Annotated in this window: 14 protein-coding genes; 2 read left to right on the forward strand and 12 right to left on the reverse strand. The window is 61.3% G+C overall.

The window, feature by feature from the left end; translation table 11 throughout:
* Positions 1-10: 10 nt before the first annotated feature.
* A complete protein-coding gene (locus ACRTG1_RS22420) occupies positions 11-2,749 on the reverse strand; it encodes a nitrate/nitrite transporter (protein WP_432517295.1) in 2,739 nt (912 codons plus the stop codon).
* Between the two features lie 244 nt (positions 2,750-2,993).
* Between ACRTG1_RS22420 and ACRTG1_RS22425 the strand changes: the two genes are divergently transcribed.
* Positions 2,994-3,692: a cyclic nucleotide-binding domain-containing protein gene (locus ACRTG1_RS22425; RefSeq protein WP_206552564.1), complete on the forward strand. Its 699-nt coding sequence runs from the start codon at positions 2,994-2,996 to the stop codon at positions 3,690-3,692.
* 527 nt (positions 3,693-4,219) lie between these two features.
* Complete coding sequence (locus tag ACRTG1_RS22430) at positions 4,220-5,473, forward strand: D-amino acid dehydrogenase (RefSeq protein ID WP_206995950.1); 1,254 nt, start codon at positions 4,220-4,222, stop codon at positions 5,471-5,473.
* Positions 5,474-5,533: 60 nt separating this feature from the next.
* Here ACRTG1_RS22430 and ACRTG1_RS22435 read toward each other — a convergent pair whose 3' ends face one another.
* From ACRTG1_RS22435 to ACRTG1_RS22485, 11 genes are all read right to left on the reverse strand, one after another.
* Complete coding sequence (locus ACRTG1_RS22435; RefSeq protein WP_113155193.1) at positions 5,534-6,001, reverse strand: YbaK/EbsC family protein; 468 nt, start codon at positions 5,999-6,001, stop codon at positions 5,534-5,536.
* Complete coding sequence (locus ACRTG1_RS22440) at positions 5,964-6,827, reverse strand: MBL fold metallo-hydrolase (protein WP_206995952.1); 864 nt, start codon at positions 6,825-6,827, stop codon at positions 5,964-5,966. The genes ACRTG1_RS22435 and ACRTG1_RS22440 overlap by 38 nt, the downstream gene beginning before the upstream one ends.
* Positions 6,824-7,615 carry a TatD family hydrolase gene (locus ACRTG1_RS22445; RefSeq protein WP_206552566.1) on the reverse strand — a complete coding sequence of 264 codons (792 nt, stop codon included), beginning with the start codon at positions 7,613-7,615 and terminating at the stop codon, positions 6,824-6,826. The genes ACRTG1_RS22440 and ACRTG1_RS22445 overlap by 4 nt, the downstream gene beginning before the upstream one ends.
* A gap of 5 nt (positions 7,616-7,620) precedes the next feature.
* A complete protein-coding gene (metG, locus tag ACRTG1_RS22450; RefSeq protein WP_206995954.1) occupies positions 7,621-9,180 on the reverse strand; it encodes a methionine--tRNA ligase in 1,560 nt (519 codons plus the stop codon).
* An 83-nt stretch (positions 9,181-9,263) separates the two neighbouring features.
* Entirely contained in the window at positions 9,264-10,307 is a 1,044-nt protein-coding gene (locus ACRTG1_RS22455; RefSeq protein WP_432517298.1) for a DNA polymerase III subunit delta', read from the reverse strand.
* Complete coding sequence (gene tmk / locus ACRTG1_RS22460) at positions 10,307-10,972, reverse strand: dTMP kinase (RefSeq protein ID WP_317088137.1); 666 nt, start codon at positions 10,970-10,972, stop codon at positions 10,307-10,309. The genes ACRTG1_RS22455 and tmk overlap by 1 nt, the downstream gene beginning before the upstream one ends.
* 142 nt (positions 10,973-11,114) lie before the next feature.
* Positions 11,115-12,242, reverse strand: a complete 1,128-nt coding sequence (locus tag ACRTG1_RS22465) for a D-alanyl-D-alanine carboxypeptidase family protein (protein WP_210346586.1) — start codon at positions 12,240-12,242, stop codon at positions 11,115-11,117.
* 174 nt (positions 12,243-12,416) lie between these two features.
* Positions 12,417-13,658, reverse strand: a complete 1,242-nt coding sequence (locus tag ACRTG1_RS22470; RefSeq protein ID WP_432517299.1) for a septal ring lytic transglycosylase RlpA family protein — start codon at positions 13,656-13,658, stop codon at positions 12,417-12,419.
* 335 nt (positions 13,659-13,993) lie between these two features.
* Positions 13,994-14,422, reverse strand: coding sequence for a VOC family protein (locus ACRTG1_RS22475; RefSeq protein ID WP_206545316.1), 429 nt, complete (start codon positions 14,420-14,422; stop codon positions 13,994-13,996).
* Positions 14,423-14,541: 119 nt separating this feature from the next.
* Positions 14,542-14,937 (reverse strand): hypothetical protein, encoded by a 396-nt coding sequence (locus tag ACRTG1_RS22480; RefSeq protein ID WP_432517301.1) that lies wholly within the window; start codon positions 14,935-14,937, stop codon positions 14,542-14,544.
* Between the two features lie 488 nt (positions 14,938-15,425).
* Positions 15,426-16,022: a hypothetical protein gene (locus tag ACRTG1_RS22485; protein ID WP_432517303.1), complete on the reverse strand. Its 597-nt coding sequence runs from the start codon at positions 16,020-16,022 to the stop codon at positions 15,426-15,428.
* Positions 16,023-16,024: the final 2 nt, after the last annotated feature.

Raw genomic sequence — 16,024 nt, forward strand, 5'->3', positions numbered from 1 at the left:
TTGGTCCTTTTCAGCTTGCTGGCACGGTGCTGGCTGGCCGGGTGTTTCCGGCCCGCTCAACGGCATACAGGAGCCCGCCTTTTCGCGTGTAGAAGAGGTAGGTGAGGCCCATGCAGACCACGTAGAAGATCAGGAAACCCCACAGGGCCATTTCGGGCCCGCCGGACATGGCGATCGAGGAGCCGTAGGCTTTCGGGATGAAGAATGCGCCATAGGCTGCGATGGCCGAGGTGAAGGCGATGATGGCCGCCGACTCGCGCTCGGCCTGTCTGACCGAAGCATCCTTGTCGAGCTCGGGCATCAGCCGCGGGATCTCGAGCCGCATGATCGAGGGGATCATCTGGAAGGTCGACGCATTGCCCACGCCCGTCAGGAAGAACAGGGCCATGAAGCAGGCGAAGAAGCCCCAGAAATTGCCGCCCGCGCCGTTCAGAGGCAGGAACTGCAGCACACCCCAGACAGCCACGATCATGCCCGCAAAGGTCCACAGCGTGACGCGTCCGCCGCCATACCGGTCGGAAACCCAGCCGGTGCCCGCCCGCGAGAGCGCGCCGACCAATGGGCCGAGGAAGGCGTAGGAGAGTGCATTCACCTCAGGGAACTGCGTTTTCATCAACAGCGGGAAGCCGGCCGAATATCCGATGAAGGAGCCGAACGTGCCCGTGTAGAGAATGCACATCACCCAGTTGTGGAACCGCGAGAAGATTATCGACTGTTCGGCGAACGAGGCGCGCGCGGAGGCGATGTCGTTCATGCCGAGCCATGCGGCGATGGTCGAGACGATCAGGAACGGAACCCAGATGAAGCCCGCGTTCTGGAGCCACAGCATGGTGCCATCGCTGGCCATCTGGCCATCGCCGACCGCGAAGGCGAATGCGCCTGTCGAGATCACCACCGGCACCAGGAACTGCATGACGCTGACGCCGAGATTTCCAAGCCCTGCATTGAGCGCAAGCGCATTGCCCTTCTCCGACTTCGGGAAGAAGTAGGAGATGTTGGCCATGGAGGAAGCGAAGTTGCCGCCGCCAAGACCGCACAGAAGCGCCAGGACCAGGAAAATCAGGTAAGGCGTTTCGGGGTTCTGCACCGCATAGCCGATGCCGAAGGCCGGGATCAGGAGCGAAGCGGTCGACAATGTCGTCCATAAGCGCCCGCCGAAGATCGGCACCATGAAGGAGTAGAAGATGCGCAGCGTTGCGCCCGAAAGCCCCGGCAGAGCCGCCAGCCAGAATAGCTGATCGGTCGTGTAGTCGAAGCCGATGCTCGGCAGCTTGGCCACCACCACCGACCAGACCATCCAGACCGAGAAGGCCAGAAGCAGCGCGGGAATGGAGATCCAGAGATTGCGCCGGGCAATCGCCCTGCCCTTCTCGTTCCAGAAGGTTTCATCGTCCGGACGCCAGTCTTCGATCACGCCGGCCATGCCGCCATGCTTGTCTTTCTCATGGATCGGCTGCATTTCAGGCAGTTCGGGCAGCGCGCCGAGTTCGCGCGACAGCGCCGTCTTCTCCATCTGGCGGATCGAGAAGTGCATCCAGACGAGCGACACCGCGACGATGCCGAACAAGAGCATGAAGCAGGTGGTCCACACGCCCGTCATGTCGAGCAGAACGCCGAAGGTGATCGGCAGAACGAAACCGCCAAGACCGCCGATCATGCCGACGAGACCGCCGACAGACCCCACATGATCGGGATAGTAGACGGGAATGTGCTTGTAGACCGCCGCCTTGCCGAGCGACATGAAGAAGCCCAGAACGAAGATCAGCAGGATGAAGGGCACCAGGCTCAGGCTGGTCGAGAAGGTGATCGGCCCGCGAATGCCGTGGATGATGTAATCCGTGTCCGGATAGGACAGCATGAAGGTCGTCACCAGCGCCACGCCGAAGGTCCAGTACATGATGCGGCGCGCGCCATACCGGTCGGAAAGATGTCCGCCATAGGCGCGGAAGATGGAGGCCGGGATCGAGTAGAAGGCGGCGATCATGCCGGCCGTCTTGATGTCCAGTTCATAGACGCCGACCAGATAGCGCGGCAGCCAGAGCGCGAGCGCGACGAAGCCGCCGAACACGAAGAAATAGTAGATCGAGAAGCGCCAGACCTGCAGGTTCTTGAGCGGTTCGAGCTGCATGAAGGTGCCGCGCGCCTTTGCGCCGGCTGCCCGCCTGGACTTCAGGTCCGGATCATCTTCGGTTGTCAGCCAGAACACGATGGCCATGGCGACCAGAACGGCGGCCCAGACCTGCGCAACCATGGTCCAGCCAAAGGCCACCATGACGAAGGGCGCGACGAATTTGGTGACCGCCGCGCCGACATTGCCGGCGCCGAAAATGCCGAGCGCCGTGCCCTGCTTTTCCTTCGGATACCATTTCGACACATAGGCCACGCCCACGGCGAACGAGCCGCCGGCAAGACCGACGCCCAGCGCCGCCAGGAGCATTGTTTCATAGGTCGTGGCGTAGGAGAGCGCGAATGTCGCGGCGGCCGCCGCAAGCATCGTCAGGACATAGACGATGCGCCCGCCATACTGATCCGTCCAGATGCCCAGGAAGATACGGGACAAGGAACCGGTCAGGATCGGCGTGCCGGCAAGCAGACCGAACTGCGTGTCGGTCAGGCCCAGATCCTCTTTGATCTGAACGCCGATGATGGAAAAAATGGTCCAAACGGCAAAGCACACGGTGAAAGCCAATGTGCTCATGCCAAGAATTGTGTTTTGCTGTCGGGGAGTGACCCCTTGGAGGGAACTCATGTGTCCGCCCTTTCCTCACAAGCGGCACGCGCCGCTCCGATGGCTATAACGGGGCGAGTTTCGGGGCATTCCTTCGAAGAAGTTTGATGCAGATCAAACTTCTGGAGCAAGGGATGGGAAATAAGACGCTGCGGGAAATGTTTCGGCAGCAGGGTTGCAGCCATCAAGTTTGACGGCCGGACCAGCAAAATGACAGACTGACTTTTATCAATCGCGCGATTGATAATTATCAAAAGGGGGATACATGCGGCCTTCAGATATTCCGGAGATCCGAGCGCTGCGCCTCTTCAAGAGCATGTCGGATTCGGCTTTTGAGGCGCTGATTCAGGCCGCTTATCTGCAAACCTTTCCCGCCCAGCTCGAACTGATCCGCGAAGGCGATCCGGCGGACTTTCTCTATGTGGTCACCGAGGGGCGCGTTGAGCTTTTCGCCCGCGCCAACGGACGCGAGGCTACGATGGGCATGGTGCATCCCATCGGCACCTTCATTCTGGCGGCCGTGCTGAAGGATGCCGTCTATCTGATGTCGGCGCGCACCTGCCAGAAGTCCAAGGTTCTCATGATCCCGGCGGAGAATGTTCGGGCCGCGTTCGAGGCGGACGACGCCTTTGCCCGCGCCATCGTTGTCGAGCTTGCGAGCTGTTACCGCTCGGTCGTCAAGGAACACAAGGATCTGAAGCTGCGCAGTTCCGTGGAGCGTCTGGCAAACCGGCTGTTGCGTTACCACGCCGACCAGGGCGCAAACGGCACGCTTGAACTGCCCTATGACAAGCGCACCCTCGCCTCGCTTCTGGGCATGACGCCGGAGAACCTGTCGCGTGCTTTCAATACGCTCAAACCCTATGGCGTGCAGGTGAAAGGCACCGAGGTCACGCTGTCTGATCTCGACGGGCTGACGACGCTTGCCAAACCCAATATTCTGATCGACGACCGCACAAGCTGATCGTCCTGCTCTCAATTTGCGCAAGATGCTGCGAATTCCTGTTGCATCCTTCGCAACATTCACTAGTATCCGGTGCGTAACCCTGCTCCTTGTTTGATTGTTCGAGAGCCTCCACCGCATGCGTTTCACACCCGGAAAATCGAGGGACCGCGTTCGCTTCTGCAACCACGCGGGTAGCCTGATCGCAAGCATCTAGCCCTGGCGCGGTTGCAAGACCGTCGACCGGGGGCCGGAAATCCAAACCACCTGAAATTTCGGTTCTGATTTCCGGGTCCGCCACCGACGACCCGGTGGAGTTGCATAAAGTGTTCACGACCATGGAAAGCCGTTTCCCCACGGCTCGCAGCATCGTTTTCATGCGCCCGCATCGCGTCGCGCGCAGTTCCCCCACAACGTCCCACGCAGGCTTGATCCCCGATCAACGAAGGCGCGCCGCCGCCGTGCCGCAACGGGCGTTTTCCATCCCGGCGTAGCACTCGCGCCTTCCCCAAATCCCCCAGATCCAAAAGTCATTCGGAGTACCCATCATGCGCGTTGTCGTGCTTGGCGCCGGCGTTGTCGGTGTAACCTCAGCCTACTATCTCGCCCAGCAGGGCCATGACGTCACGGTTATCGACCGCCAGGAAGGCCCGGCGCTGGAAACCAGCTTTGCCAATGCCGGCGAGATTTCGCCCGGCTACTCGTCGCCATGGGCCGGCCCCGGCATGCCCTTCAAGGCCATCAAATGGCTGATGATGAAGAATGGTCCGCTGGCGATCCGCCCGCGCCTCGATCCGGTCATGTGGTCCTGGCTCTTCAAGATGCTCTTGAACTGCACCTCCGCACGCTACGCGCTCAACAAGTCGCGCATGGTGCCCATCGCCGAATACAGCCGCGACTGCCTGCGCGCACTGCGCGCCGAAACCGGCATCACCTATGACGAGCGCAGCCAGGGCCTGCTTCAGCTCTTCCGCAAGCAGGAACAGCTCGACGGCATCGGCAGCGACATTGAAATCCTGAAACAGTTCGGCGTGCCTTTCGAGGTGCTCGACCGGGATGGCTGCGCCGCGGCTGAACCCGCACTGGGCGCGGTGAAGGAGAAATATGTCGGCGGCCTGCGGCTGCCGGGAGACGAGACGGGCGACTGTCAGGTGTTCACCACACGGCTTTCGGAACTGGCGGCCTCCTCGGTCGATTTCCGCTACGGCGTGTCGATCAAAAACCTCGTCAGGGACGGCGCGCGGGTGACCGGTGTCGAGACGGATCAGGGACGCTTCGGGGCCGATGCGGTTCTCGTCTGTCTCGGCAGCTATTCACCGGCGCTGCTGCGGCCGCTCGGCCTCCACATCCCGGTCTATCCGGTCAAGGGCTACTCGCTCACTGCCAGGATCACCAACGAAGCCGGCGCGCCGGTCTCCACCGTCATGGACGAGACCTACAAGATCGCCATCACCCGGCTGGGCGACCGCATTCGTGTCGGCGGTACGGCGGAAATTTCCGGCTTCGACCTGTCGGTGCCGGAATCGCGCCGCCGCCCGCTGGAATTCTCCGCCGGCGATCTGTTCGGCAATGGCGCGAACTTCTCCGACGCCACCTTCTGGTCCGGTCTCCGCCCGATGACGCCTGACAGCCCGCCCATCATCGGCGCGACGCGTCTCGACGGGCTTTACCTGAACACCGGCCACGGCACGCTGGGCTGGACCATGTCCTGCGGTTCCGGGCGCGTGATCGCCGACATCATTTCCGGCCGCAAGCCCGAGATCGACACGAACGGCCTCGGGATCGAGCGTTACGGGCAGTGATCAGGAATAAGGGCGGGCGTCGATGAGGCCCCGCCCTTTCAATCTTCTTGTGCTCAAAACTCAGGCGATGTCGGCGCGCTTCACTGAAGCCGCGTCAAACAGAGCGCCGGGCATCGCGGAAAACACCGCGTCATGCGCGCCGGCGGCTGCCCACACCACATCATAGCCGAGCAGGCTTTCATCACCGAAGCGCAGCACGTCGTCCGGCTGCCCCAGAGGCGACACACCGCCAATGGCGAAACCCGTCACCTCGCGGATATGGCGCGGGTCGGCCCGCTTGAGCGCTTCGCCCACCAGAGCCGACGCCTTGTCGAGCGCCAGCTGACGGCTCCCGGAAACAAGAAAAAGATAGAGCTTTCCGCTCTCTTCACCCTGAAAGATCAGGGATTTCACGATTTGCGCCACGCTGCAGCCGCACTGGGCCGCCGCCTCTTCGGCGGTGCGGGTGGATTCACCCATGCGCTTGACTTCGATCTCCAGTCCGGCGGCCTCAGCCGCCGCCTGCACCCGCCTGATGCTCTTGCTCATCGGTCTTCTCCCCCTCCTCCATGGGTATCTCGATCACCATGCCATCGAAACCGGGTTCGACATGATCCGGCGTCTCGCGCAGCACGGTCTCGTAATCGAGTGGAATGTGCATATGCGTGAGCACTGCGCGCCTTGGCGAAAGCCGCTCGATCCAGCCAAGCGCTTCCTCCAGCGAGAAATGGCTCGGATGCGGGCGGTATTGCAGGGCGTCGATGACCAGAACATCCGCACCGGCGATCAGCGCAGGCGTCTCTTCTGGAAACTGGCTGACATCGGGACAGTACGCCAGCCCGCCGATGCGATAGCCGAGCGAGAGAATGTCGCCATGGATTTGCGGCAGTGGCTGGAATGTCAGCGGCCCGCCCGCGCCATTGATGGAGAAACGCGCTTCATGGCTGATCGGATGCGCCTTCAGGATCGGCGGATAATTGCTGCCGGGCGGCGTCTCGAAACAATAGCCGAAGGCTTCGATCAGGCGCTGGAGCGTGGGCTTGTCGGCGTAGACATCCATGAGATGGCGCTGATTCATGACGAAGCCGCGCAGATCATCTATGCCGTGAATATGGTCCGCATGGGGATGTGTGTAGACGGCGGCGTCCAGCCGGTCGACGCCTGCGGAGATCATCTGCTCGCGAAAATCGGGGCCGGTGTCGATGACGACGCGGGTGATGCCGCCGCTCGCCGAAACGCGCTCCACCATCGCCGCGCAGCGGCGGCGACGGTTTTTCGGATTGGCCGGATCGCACGCGCCCCAATCGCCGGTGATGCGCGGCGTTCCCGGAGAGGAACCGCATCCCAGGATCGTCAGGCGCAGCAGATCGCTCACCGCGCGGCAGCGTCCCGCGGCGCTTTCTTGAACAGGCGGAAGAAGTTTTCCGTGGTCAGGTCGGCCGTCTCGGCATCGGAAAGGCCGATGGTTTCGGCCAAAACATGCGCCGTGTGTGCGACGAAGGCCGGCTCGTTGCGCTTGCCCCGATTGGGAACGGGCGCGAGATAGGGCGCATCCGTTTCCACCAGAAGCCGGTCATGCGGCACGGTCGCGGCGATGTCACGCAGCGCCTGCGAGTTGCGGAAGGTCAAAATGCCGGAGAAGGAAACATATCCGCCAAGCTCCACGCCGGCCTTTGCAAGACCTGCCCCCGAGGAGAAGCAATGCAGGATGAAGGGAAATGCGCCCCTGTCCGTCTCCTCGCGCAGAATGGCGATCATGTCGTCATCGGCGTTGCGGGCATGAATGACCAGCGGCAGGCCGGTTTCACGCGCCGCCGCGATGTGCGTGCGAAAACCCTGCGCCTGTGCTTCGCGGGGAGCCTTGTCGTAAAAATAGTCGAGACCCGCCTCGCCGATGGCCACCACCTTGGGGTGCTGCGCCAGACGCACGAGCTCTTCTGCCGTTACATCAAGTTCCTCATCCGCATTGTGCGGATGCGTGCCCACGGAGCAAAGAACGTTGTCGTTCGCTTCTGCAATTGCCAGAATCCGGTCGAACTGACGCACGCGCGTCGAGATCGTGACCATGAGGCCGACGCCGGCCTCGCGCGCGCGCTCCATGAACGCGGCGCGATCCTCGTCGAAATCCGGAAAATCCAGATGACAATGGCTGTCCACCAGCATTGGCGTCAGGCTCCCTCGCTCTCCGGCTTAGGCTCCACATAGCGCGGGAAGACCGGCTGCGGCGCGGGCAGTTCACTGCCGGAAACGAGCGCGTTTTCATCCGAAAGATGCGCGAAGGAGCGTGCATCCGCCGGAACGGCCAGAAGGTCGAGCAGCTTCTCGGCGGAGCCAGGAATATAGGGTTGGCAGAGGATCGCCACGCGACGCACCAGTTCGGCGGTCGTGTAGAGCACCGAATGCATGCGCGCAGGATCGGTCTTCTTAAGCGCCCAGGGCTCCTGCCCCGCAAAATAGCGGTTCGCCTCGGCAACAACGCCGAAGATTGCGCCCAGAGCCTGATGAAGCGCCTGCGTGCTCATGGCCGTGCGTGCGGTGGCGAGCGCCTCGTCGGCACTGGCGAGAATGGCCAGATCGGCTTCGCCGAGCGCGCCCTTTTCAGGAACCTTGCCTTCGCAGTTCTTCGCGATCATGGAAAGCGAACGCTGGGCGAGATTGCCCAGATCGTTTGCAAGATCGGCATTGGTGCGGTTCACGATCGCATCATGGCTGTAGCTGCCGTCCTGACCGAACGGAACCTCACGCAGGAAGAAATAGCGCACGGCGTCGAGGCCGTAATGCTCCACCAGCGTGAACGGATCGACAACATTGCCGACCGATTTCGACATTTTTTCACCGCGGTTGAAAAGGAAGCCATGCGCAAAAACGCGCTTGGGCAGCTCGATGCCAGCCGACATCAGGAATGCCGGCCAATAGACCGCATGGAAGCGCACAATGTCCTTGCCGATCATGTGCACATCAGCCGGCCAGTAGGACCAGCTATCGGCATCCGTGTCCGGATAGCCCGCAGCGGTGATGTAGTTGGTGAGCGCATCCACCCACACATACATCACGTGCTTCTCGTCGCCCGGCACCGGAACGCCCCAGTTGAACGTGGAGCGCGAAATGGACAGGTCCTTGAGGCCGGAGCGAACGAAGCTCATCACCTCGTTGCGGCGCTCGGACGGGCCGATGAATTCCGGATTGGCTTCGTAATGCGCCAGGAGCTTGTCCTGATAGGCGGACAGGCGGAAGAAGTAGGTCTCTTCCTCATTCCATTCGACCGGCGAGCCGAGCGGCTCGCGGCGAACGCCATCTTCACCGACGGTCGTTTCGCTTTCGTCGAAATAGGCTTCCTGACGGACGGAGTACCAGCCCTTGTAGCTGTCGAGATAGATGTCGCCATTGTCTGCCATCTTCTTCCAGATAGCCTGACAGGCGCGGTGATGGCGCTCCTCCGTGGTGCGGATGAAGCCATCATTGGAGCCGCCCATTGCGGCGATCATCTCGCGGAACACGGCCGAGTTGCGGTCGGCGAGTTCCTGCGCGGTGATGCCTTCCTTTTCGGCGGTCTGCTGCATCTTCAGCCCGTGCTCGTCCGTGCCCGACAGGAAGAAGACATCCTTGCCGTCGAGACGCTGAAACCGCGCCATCGCGTCGGTCGCGATCACGGTATAGGCGTGACCGATATGCGGCTTGCCATTCGGGTAGAAAATGGGAGTCGTGATGTAAAAGCTATCGCGGGCCATTTGGCAGAGAGTCCAGAGAATGCATTGTTTGATGACGCCCAGATAGCGCATCGGCGAGGTGCATGCCAGCCCAAGCGGCCGCTTCAGGCATTGAATGCGGCATTAAGCTTCGCGGCGAGCCCGGCGGCATGCTGTTTTCGGTCGAGATTGTAGGTCTCGGCGTCGCGAATTGTGGTGGTGACATCGTCCCAGAGATCGGCAGCGGCGGCAGCGCCACGCGCATCACCGGCCGCAGCAAGCGCCACGGCGCGCTCGTTGATCATGTCGAGAACAGTGCGGTTGAAGATCGAGAACTGCACGTCGCGGTCACGCCCGTTGACCGCGTCACCAAGCTTCAGCGCTTCGGCCGCATCGAAATGGCGCCCCGTAACGAGCTTTTGCAGCACATCGGCGATTTCCGCACCGCCGAACTGCGACAACAGGATCGCATTGCGCACACTGCCCTGCGCGCGCGCCGCGATCTCCTCATCGCTGCCACCTCCATCAGCGCCAAGACGGCGCAAAAGCCCGGCAAGCTCCGGCGCTTCCAGAGGCTGAAGACGCACGATCTGGCAGCGCGAACGGATGGTGGGCAGGAGCCGTCCGAGCGAATGCGTGATCAGCACGAAGAGCGTGCGCGGCGGCGGCTCCTCCAGGCTCTTGAGCAGAGCGTTGGCGGCGCTGATGTTCAGATCGTCGGCGGGATCGACAATCACCACGCGGTAGCCGCCATCATGCGGCGTCAGCGAAAGGAAGCGATGGATCCTGCGGATCTCGTCGACCGTGATCACCGTCTTAAACTTCTTGTCGCGCTCAACGAAGGGACGCGTCAGATGGAGCAGAGACGGATGCGCATCCTGCGCCACCAGCCGAAACACCTGTCCGGTGGGATCGGGCGGCGAAAAGCGCGGTGGCGCGGTCTCCGGCTGCGGGTTCGAAAAAAGATGGTTGGCCAGATGAAAGGCGAGCGTCGCCTTGCCGATGCCGGGCGGACCAGCGAACAGAAGGCCGTGATGCAGTTTGCCGGCACGGTAGGCCCCTGCAAGCATTTCTGCAGCGCGCTCATGGCCGACGAGTATGGGGTTCTCCGACGGCTCGGGAATATCCGGCAGACTGTCGAAGCGTTCAGGCGCGGTGCGTTCGAACATTACGCCTTGCTCCTTTTGCCAGACGACTGGGCTTCGGCCATCGCAAGACTGACAGTGCGCAGGATGGTTGCTGCAACCTTCTCCGGATCGGCGTCCGCATCGATGACCACGCAGCGCTGCGGTTCGGCCTTGGCGATTTCCAGAAACGCCTTTCTGCGGCGGCGGTGGATCGACAGCGTTTCCTTCTCGAAACGGTCGGGCGTATCGTCGCCACGCCGCGCGGTTGCCCGGCGCAGCCCCTCTTCGGGATCGATGTCGAGAATGAGCGTCAGATCCGGCTTCATGCCGTTGACCGTCACGCGTTCGAGATTGGCCATGAAGTCGGCGTCCAGATTGCCGGTCACGCCCTGATAGACGCGCGAGGAATCCAGAAACCGGTCGCAAAGAACAACCGCGCCGCGCGCGATGGCTGGCCGGATCACCTGCTCCACATGGTCTGAACGCGCCGCAGCGAAAAGGACTGCCTCCATGGCCGCGCCGAAAGGCTCGGCAGCGCCCGACAGGAGAACGTGGCGAACGGCTTCGGCGCCCGCAGAACCACCCGGCTCGCGCGTGACGATGACGTCGTGCCCCGCTTCACGCAGGCTGGTCGCAAGTCCTTCGATCTGCGTCGATTTTCCGGCCCCCTCGCCTCCCTCGAATGTAATGAAGAAACCGCGAGACAAGAGACCTCAATCCTTTCAGTAAGCGCCTGCCGGCTCCATTGCCGAACACGCTCCTACTTAGGCGCTCGTTTCCCGCAGGTCCATGCTGAACTGACATTGCGACAGGCTTTGTGGATGGCGGACGGGTGATGCGTCGCCGCGCTCAGGAGCGATATCGGCGCATCCAGCCGGTCAGAAGCTCACCGACGGCATCCAGCGCGCGGTCCGGCAGCCCACCCACGGCAATGCTTTCGGCCGCATAGAGCGGCGTTTCCTGGCTGAGCGTGTCGCCGATCCAGACCTTGAGTGTGCCGATGCGCTGCCCCTCTTCCACCGGAGCCGGGATCGGCCCCTGATAGACGATGCGCGCACGCAGGCTGTCGGCATTGGTGATGGGGCGGAAGATGGCCACGGGCCCCTTCGCGCGCACCGCAAGCTCGCCCTTGGCTCCGCCAAATACGGAGACGTTGCCGATGGTTTCACCTTCGGCGAAGATATCCATGCGCTCGAACGCCCGAACGCCCCAGTCCAGCATCTTGCGCGCTTCTTCGGCCCTCTCGCTCTCGGTCTCAAGCCCGCTCATCGCCATGAAAAGCCGGCGGCCATTGCGGTTGACGGAACCGACGATGGCGTAGCCCGAGGCTTCCGTAAAACCGGTTTTCAGCCCGTCTGCGCCAATGTCCATGCGCAGGAGCGGGTTGCGGTTGCGCTGCAGGATCTTGTTCCAGGTGAAGGATTCCTGCGCGTAATATTTGTAGAATTCCGGATACTCCCGCCAAAGATGGGTGGCGAGCGTCACCAGATCGCGCATGGTGACATGCTGACCTTCGGCGGGCAGCCCGCTCGAATTCACGAACACCGAATCCGTCAGCCCGATCTTGTGGGCGCGCTCGGTCATCAGACGCGCGAAATTCTCTTCGGACCCCGCCATGCCTTCCGCGATGATGATGCAGCCATCATTGGCCGACTGGACGATCACGCCCTGGATCAGCGCCTCGAGCGGCACGGAGGATTTGATCTCGGCGAACATGGTCGACGTGCCCGAAACGGCCCCGCCCGTGCGCCAGGCGTGTTCGCTCACATAGAACGCATCGCTCATCGAAAGCCGCCCGCTCTTGATGGCGTTGAAGACGACTTCCATCGTCATCAGCTTGGCGAGCGAAGCCGGGGGTATTTTCTCGTCCGGGTTCTTGGAGAAGAGGACCGTGCCCGTGTCCGCATCGATCAGAAAGGCCTGTCTGGCCCGGGTTTCGAACAATTGGGCGAATGCCGCCTGCGACCCGAGAAACAGAAGACAGAAGGCGAAAACAAGTGATTTATTGAGCGTAGAGAACACCGACTATGCACCATACCAGAACCCCACCAGGGAGACTCTAGCGCTGCTCAGCCGGCGGGATCAACCGCGGTAATACAAATTTGATGAAATGGTTATGGGCCGGGGGCGCCGCGCCGGCGCCCCGATCATTCAGCGGACGATGAAAGCGTCGGCTGCGCCTGCATTCCAGGCGGCCTGCAGCACCTGGTCGATGGAACTCTGATCCTGCGGCGTGACGGCGAGCGTATAGTAGAGCGTGCCGGCATCATCCGAAACGGTTTCGAACTTCAGCTGACCAAAGCCCGCGAGCTTCTCTGCCTGCGCCTTGGCCTCGGCCTCAGACTGCCAGGTGCCGACATTCACGAAGGCCAGCTCGTCCGAAGCGCCCTGCCCGGCTGCGCCGGGCTGCTTCTGCCGCCACCAGCGCGCCACGTCCTGCGACTGCAGATCGCTGCGCAGCACATTGTCAAACGCGCCAGCAGCCGCGCTCACGCGCTGATCGGCATAAGAGAGGAACGCCACGTCACGCTCGACGCCGTCCATCGGCAGTGAATCCGGGCGGTCGGGAACCAGCGGACCGGAGGTTGGCAGGGTGAAGGAGCCGGAAGACGCGGCAATCGGCTGCGGCGGCGTCAGGCCCGGCTGGCTCGCAAATGCGTCGCGCGCCTTGACGCCTGGAAGCGTCGCCGTCGGCGTGGAGCCGTTCATTGCAATCATCACGCCGGTCGGCAGACCGTCGGATGGATCGGGTGCTGCGCCGCCCGGGCGGTAGGACGCCATGAGATATTCGTCGTCGCGTCCTTCGAGCGGCGCCGGGCCGACATATTCGACCTTCACCTTTGCTACGCCGGCGCTCTGGTAATCGAGCAGCTGGGCCGCACGCTTCGACAGATCGATGATGCGGTTGTGCGCGAAGGGACCGCGATCATTGACGCGGACCAGAACGGAGCTGCCATTGTCGACATTGGTGACGCGCGCATAGCTGGGCAGCGGCATGGTCGGATGCGCCGCAGAAAGATGCGTCATGTCATAGGTTTCGCCATTGGCCGTGAGCCGGCCATGAAAGGCGTCGCCATACCAGGAAGCCGCGCCGACCTTTTCATAGTCGGGGTCTTCCTTGGGATGATACCACTTGCCCTTGATCTGATAGGGCTTGCCCACCTGACGGCGGCCACCGCCGCGCTTCAGGTTGGCGCTTTTCATGGAAACGCGCGGGCTTGCCTGAACGCCGTATTCGGACTCGGCGAAATATTCCTTGGACTTGGTTTTGTTGACAGCGACCTTGGGGGTCGTGGACGAGCACGCCGAAAGCAATGCGGCACAGGCTGCAAAGGCAATGGCGGACGACAGGCGGCGAACCGCAATGCGGTGCACAACAATCTGAAAGCTCATGCGTCCGCGTCTCCCCCGGACATCGAAATCCCGTTCATGGTCGCGAGATATCCCCACTTGTCAAAAAATGCAGAAACAAGGCGTTCCGGTTTCTACAACTCAGGATGCCCTCCGCACCCCTAGCTGAAATGCATTAGCAAGTTGTAAATCATTTATGGCAGCAAAACGGCAGAATTTCGAATTTTTGCCAAAACCTTACTACCATTGCGTGTGTTATTAGACTGACACGGTTTCAAATGTAAACCCCGCGTGCATCCGGCAACGCCGATCTGCTGTGCGGGCACGGTTTCGGGGCACATTCGAATCGCCGCGTCGCGCGGTGAGCCAGCGCAGCGCTAGAATTCGATCACCACCGATGGCGCACTGCGCTCTGCCTCGCCGTGGAACACGAATTCGATGTTGTTGCCATCCGGATCGAGCACGAATGCGGCGTAGTAACCGGGATGATACGCCCTTTCGCCGGGCGCACCGTTGTCGCGTCCGCCATGCGCCATCGCGGCCTGATAGCAGGCATCCACCATGGCGCGGTCCCTGGCCTGAAAAGCCAGGTGATGACGCCCCGTCAACACACCGAGCGCTGCGGGGCTGTCCGCCGAAGACACCACCAGTTCGTCAGCGAAGAAGAAATCGGCATTCGTGCCGATGACCGGAATGTCGAGCACCTCCAGAACGGCCGCGTAAAAGGCGTGGCTTGCCTCAAGATCGCGCACGACGAGCTGGATGTGGTCAATGAGCCGGCCACGATGCAGTTGCTGGGTTTCCATGGTTGGGCTCCGTGTGGAATGAGGCTCGGTTCGCTTGCTGCGCTGACGGATAGCATAACTTTGGGGATTCTGCGTGCTGGAACCTTGGGCCGCTGTGTCGCGGTATATTAGAGGCACCCTCAGCGCTCCCTGTATGCGCAATAGACGGATTGATGCCACGCGATCAGAGAAGCCGGGACGGATATGAGGCCATACTGCCAGGATATGTCGCTGAGGCTGCTTTCAAAGAGATGCATCTCCAGCCTGATTGCGATGGCCTGAATGACAATCAGAAACAGCAGCAGCGACGAGACTGGTCTCAGCTTGAGCGCTGCAACAATGGCCAGCAGAACCGCCCCGCCCACCAGCGCAACAACCAGCGCCACAACGAAAGTCACGGCAGCGATATAGGCGAGTTCCAGACCAATCGAACGGGCCGCTATTCCCACGAGAACCGCATGGGCCAGCGCCGCGAAGATGGATGTCGCAATGGCCGCAGGAAAGAGGCGGCGAAATAGGGGCTGCATTTCGCGCATGTGATTCAGATTTCCCGCACTCTTCCCCTGTTTCGCGAAACCTCGTTTCGACAGGCGGTCGCTTCTTCACCCTTCGGCAAGTATTGCCACGCGCAGAACCGCAAGTCGATGCTCCAGTTTATGCAGGTTTTGAAACAGACATATACAGAGAAATCTCCAACCGTTCCGTACAATGCGGTGGCTCGCGGCGGTCAACGGTATTTGGGGGAATGCAGGTGATGCATGGCGGGCCGAAGCCGACGAAACCGAGAACTATACCTACGCTATAGCCCTCCATAACTCTCTAAAATAGGATTGGGGGTATAGCAGCGCATGGGTAGGAAGCGGTCACGCAACTGTTGTGAGAAGATGGCAGAAGCTAAGCGTTTGACAGAGAGCGGAGATCGGACGCAATTTATGACATTCCAGCAGGCCCACTGCTTGCCGAGCAAATCATACACTGCTCAAAATGCTCAGACAGAATTGCCATCGCTGTGAGCGCGCCAATGCTAGATAATTGATGTCGGACGAACCGCATCAAGAACGCGGTCCCACAAAAGAATCCGAATGCCTTGAGCGCTGTAAAAACGCTCCTGCCGCAATCTAAGTGCCGTAGCCGCCTTCTCTATGTCACGAGCATTCTTCGGTGCGCGCAAAAGCGATTTTTGGGTTCCGATAATAATTCCTCCAGGGCGTATATTCGCACGGAGCGGCACACCTAGCCGATTACGGACGTTCTCGTTGGCAACCGCTTCGTCTACATAGTGCAGCAGCTGGTTCTCGGCCTTAACTAGGTCCAGGGTCGGACGACAGCGGTGTTTATTGTCGTCGTATTCGAACAGATGACACTGCGGGGCCTTCAGTTCCCAGAGAAAGGCCACTCTCTCGCTCTGGCCCGTGTCGTTGAGAACATCGGCGGCAAGGATTAAATCCGCATCGCCCATATAGCTCCTGACCTCGATATGCTGGACGGTGCTGCGCAGCGTTTTTTCAATCAGCAGGTGCTCCGCGTGGACTAAGTAGGACCGACATTGCAACTCACGTTTGGCCGTCGGCTCTATCACTAACGCTTCGAAAGCGGCGAACTCTTCAGCTGTTAGCGCCACGA

The organism is Nitratireductor sp. PBL-C9 (assembly GCF_050877045.1).
Classification (GTDB): Bacteria; Pseudomonadota; Alphaproteobacteria; order Rhizobiales; family Rhizobiaceae; genus Nitratireductor; species Nitratireductor aquimarinus.

Excerpts from the sequence above, each read along its gene's own strand:
- ACRTG1_RS22425 (WP_206552564.1), top strand. The coding sequence starts at position 2,994 with ATGCGGCCTTCAGATATTCCGGAGATCCGAGCGCTGCGCCTCTTCAAG.
- ACRTG1_RS22475 (WP_206545316.1), bottom strand. The coding sequence starts at position 14,422 with ATGGAAACCCAGCAACTGCATCGTGGCCGGCTCATTGACCACATCCAG.
- ACRTG1_RS22445 (WP_206552566.1), bottom strand. The coding sequence starts at position 7,615 with ATGCTGGTGGACAGCCATTGTCATCTGGATTTTCCGGATTTCGACGAG.
- ACRTG1_RS22480 (WP_432517301.1), bottom strand. The coding sequence starts at position 14,937 with ATGCGCGAAATGCAGCCCCTATTTCGCCGCCTCTTTCCTGCGGCCATT.
- metG (WP_206995954.1), bottom strand. The coding sequence starts at position 9,180 with ATGGCCCGCGATAGCTTTTACATCACGACTCCCATTTTCTACCCGAAT.
- ACRTG1_RS22455 (WP_432517298.1), bottom strand. The coding sequence starts at position 10,307 with ATGTTCGAACGCACCGCGCCTGAACGCTTCGACAGTCTGCCGGATATT.
- ACRTG1_RS22420 (WP_432517295.1), bottom strand. The coding sequence starts at position 2,749 with ATGAGTTCCCTCCAAGGGGTCACTCCCCGACAGCAAAACACAATTCTT.
- ACRTG1_RS22430 (WP_206995950.1), top strand. The coding sequence starts at position 4,220 with ATGCGCGTTGTCGTGCTTGGCGCCGGCGTTGTCGGTGTAACCTCAGCC.
- ACRTG1_RS22470 (WP_432517299.1), bottom strand. The coding sequence starts at position 13,658 with ATGAGCTTTCAGATTGTTGTGCACCGCATTGCGGTTCGCCGCCTGTCG.
- ACRTG1_RS22435 (WP_113155193.1), bottom strand. The coding sequence starts at position 6,001 with ATGAGCAAGAGCATCAGGCGGGTGCAGGCGGCGGCTGAGGCCGCCGGA.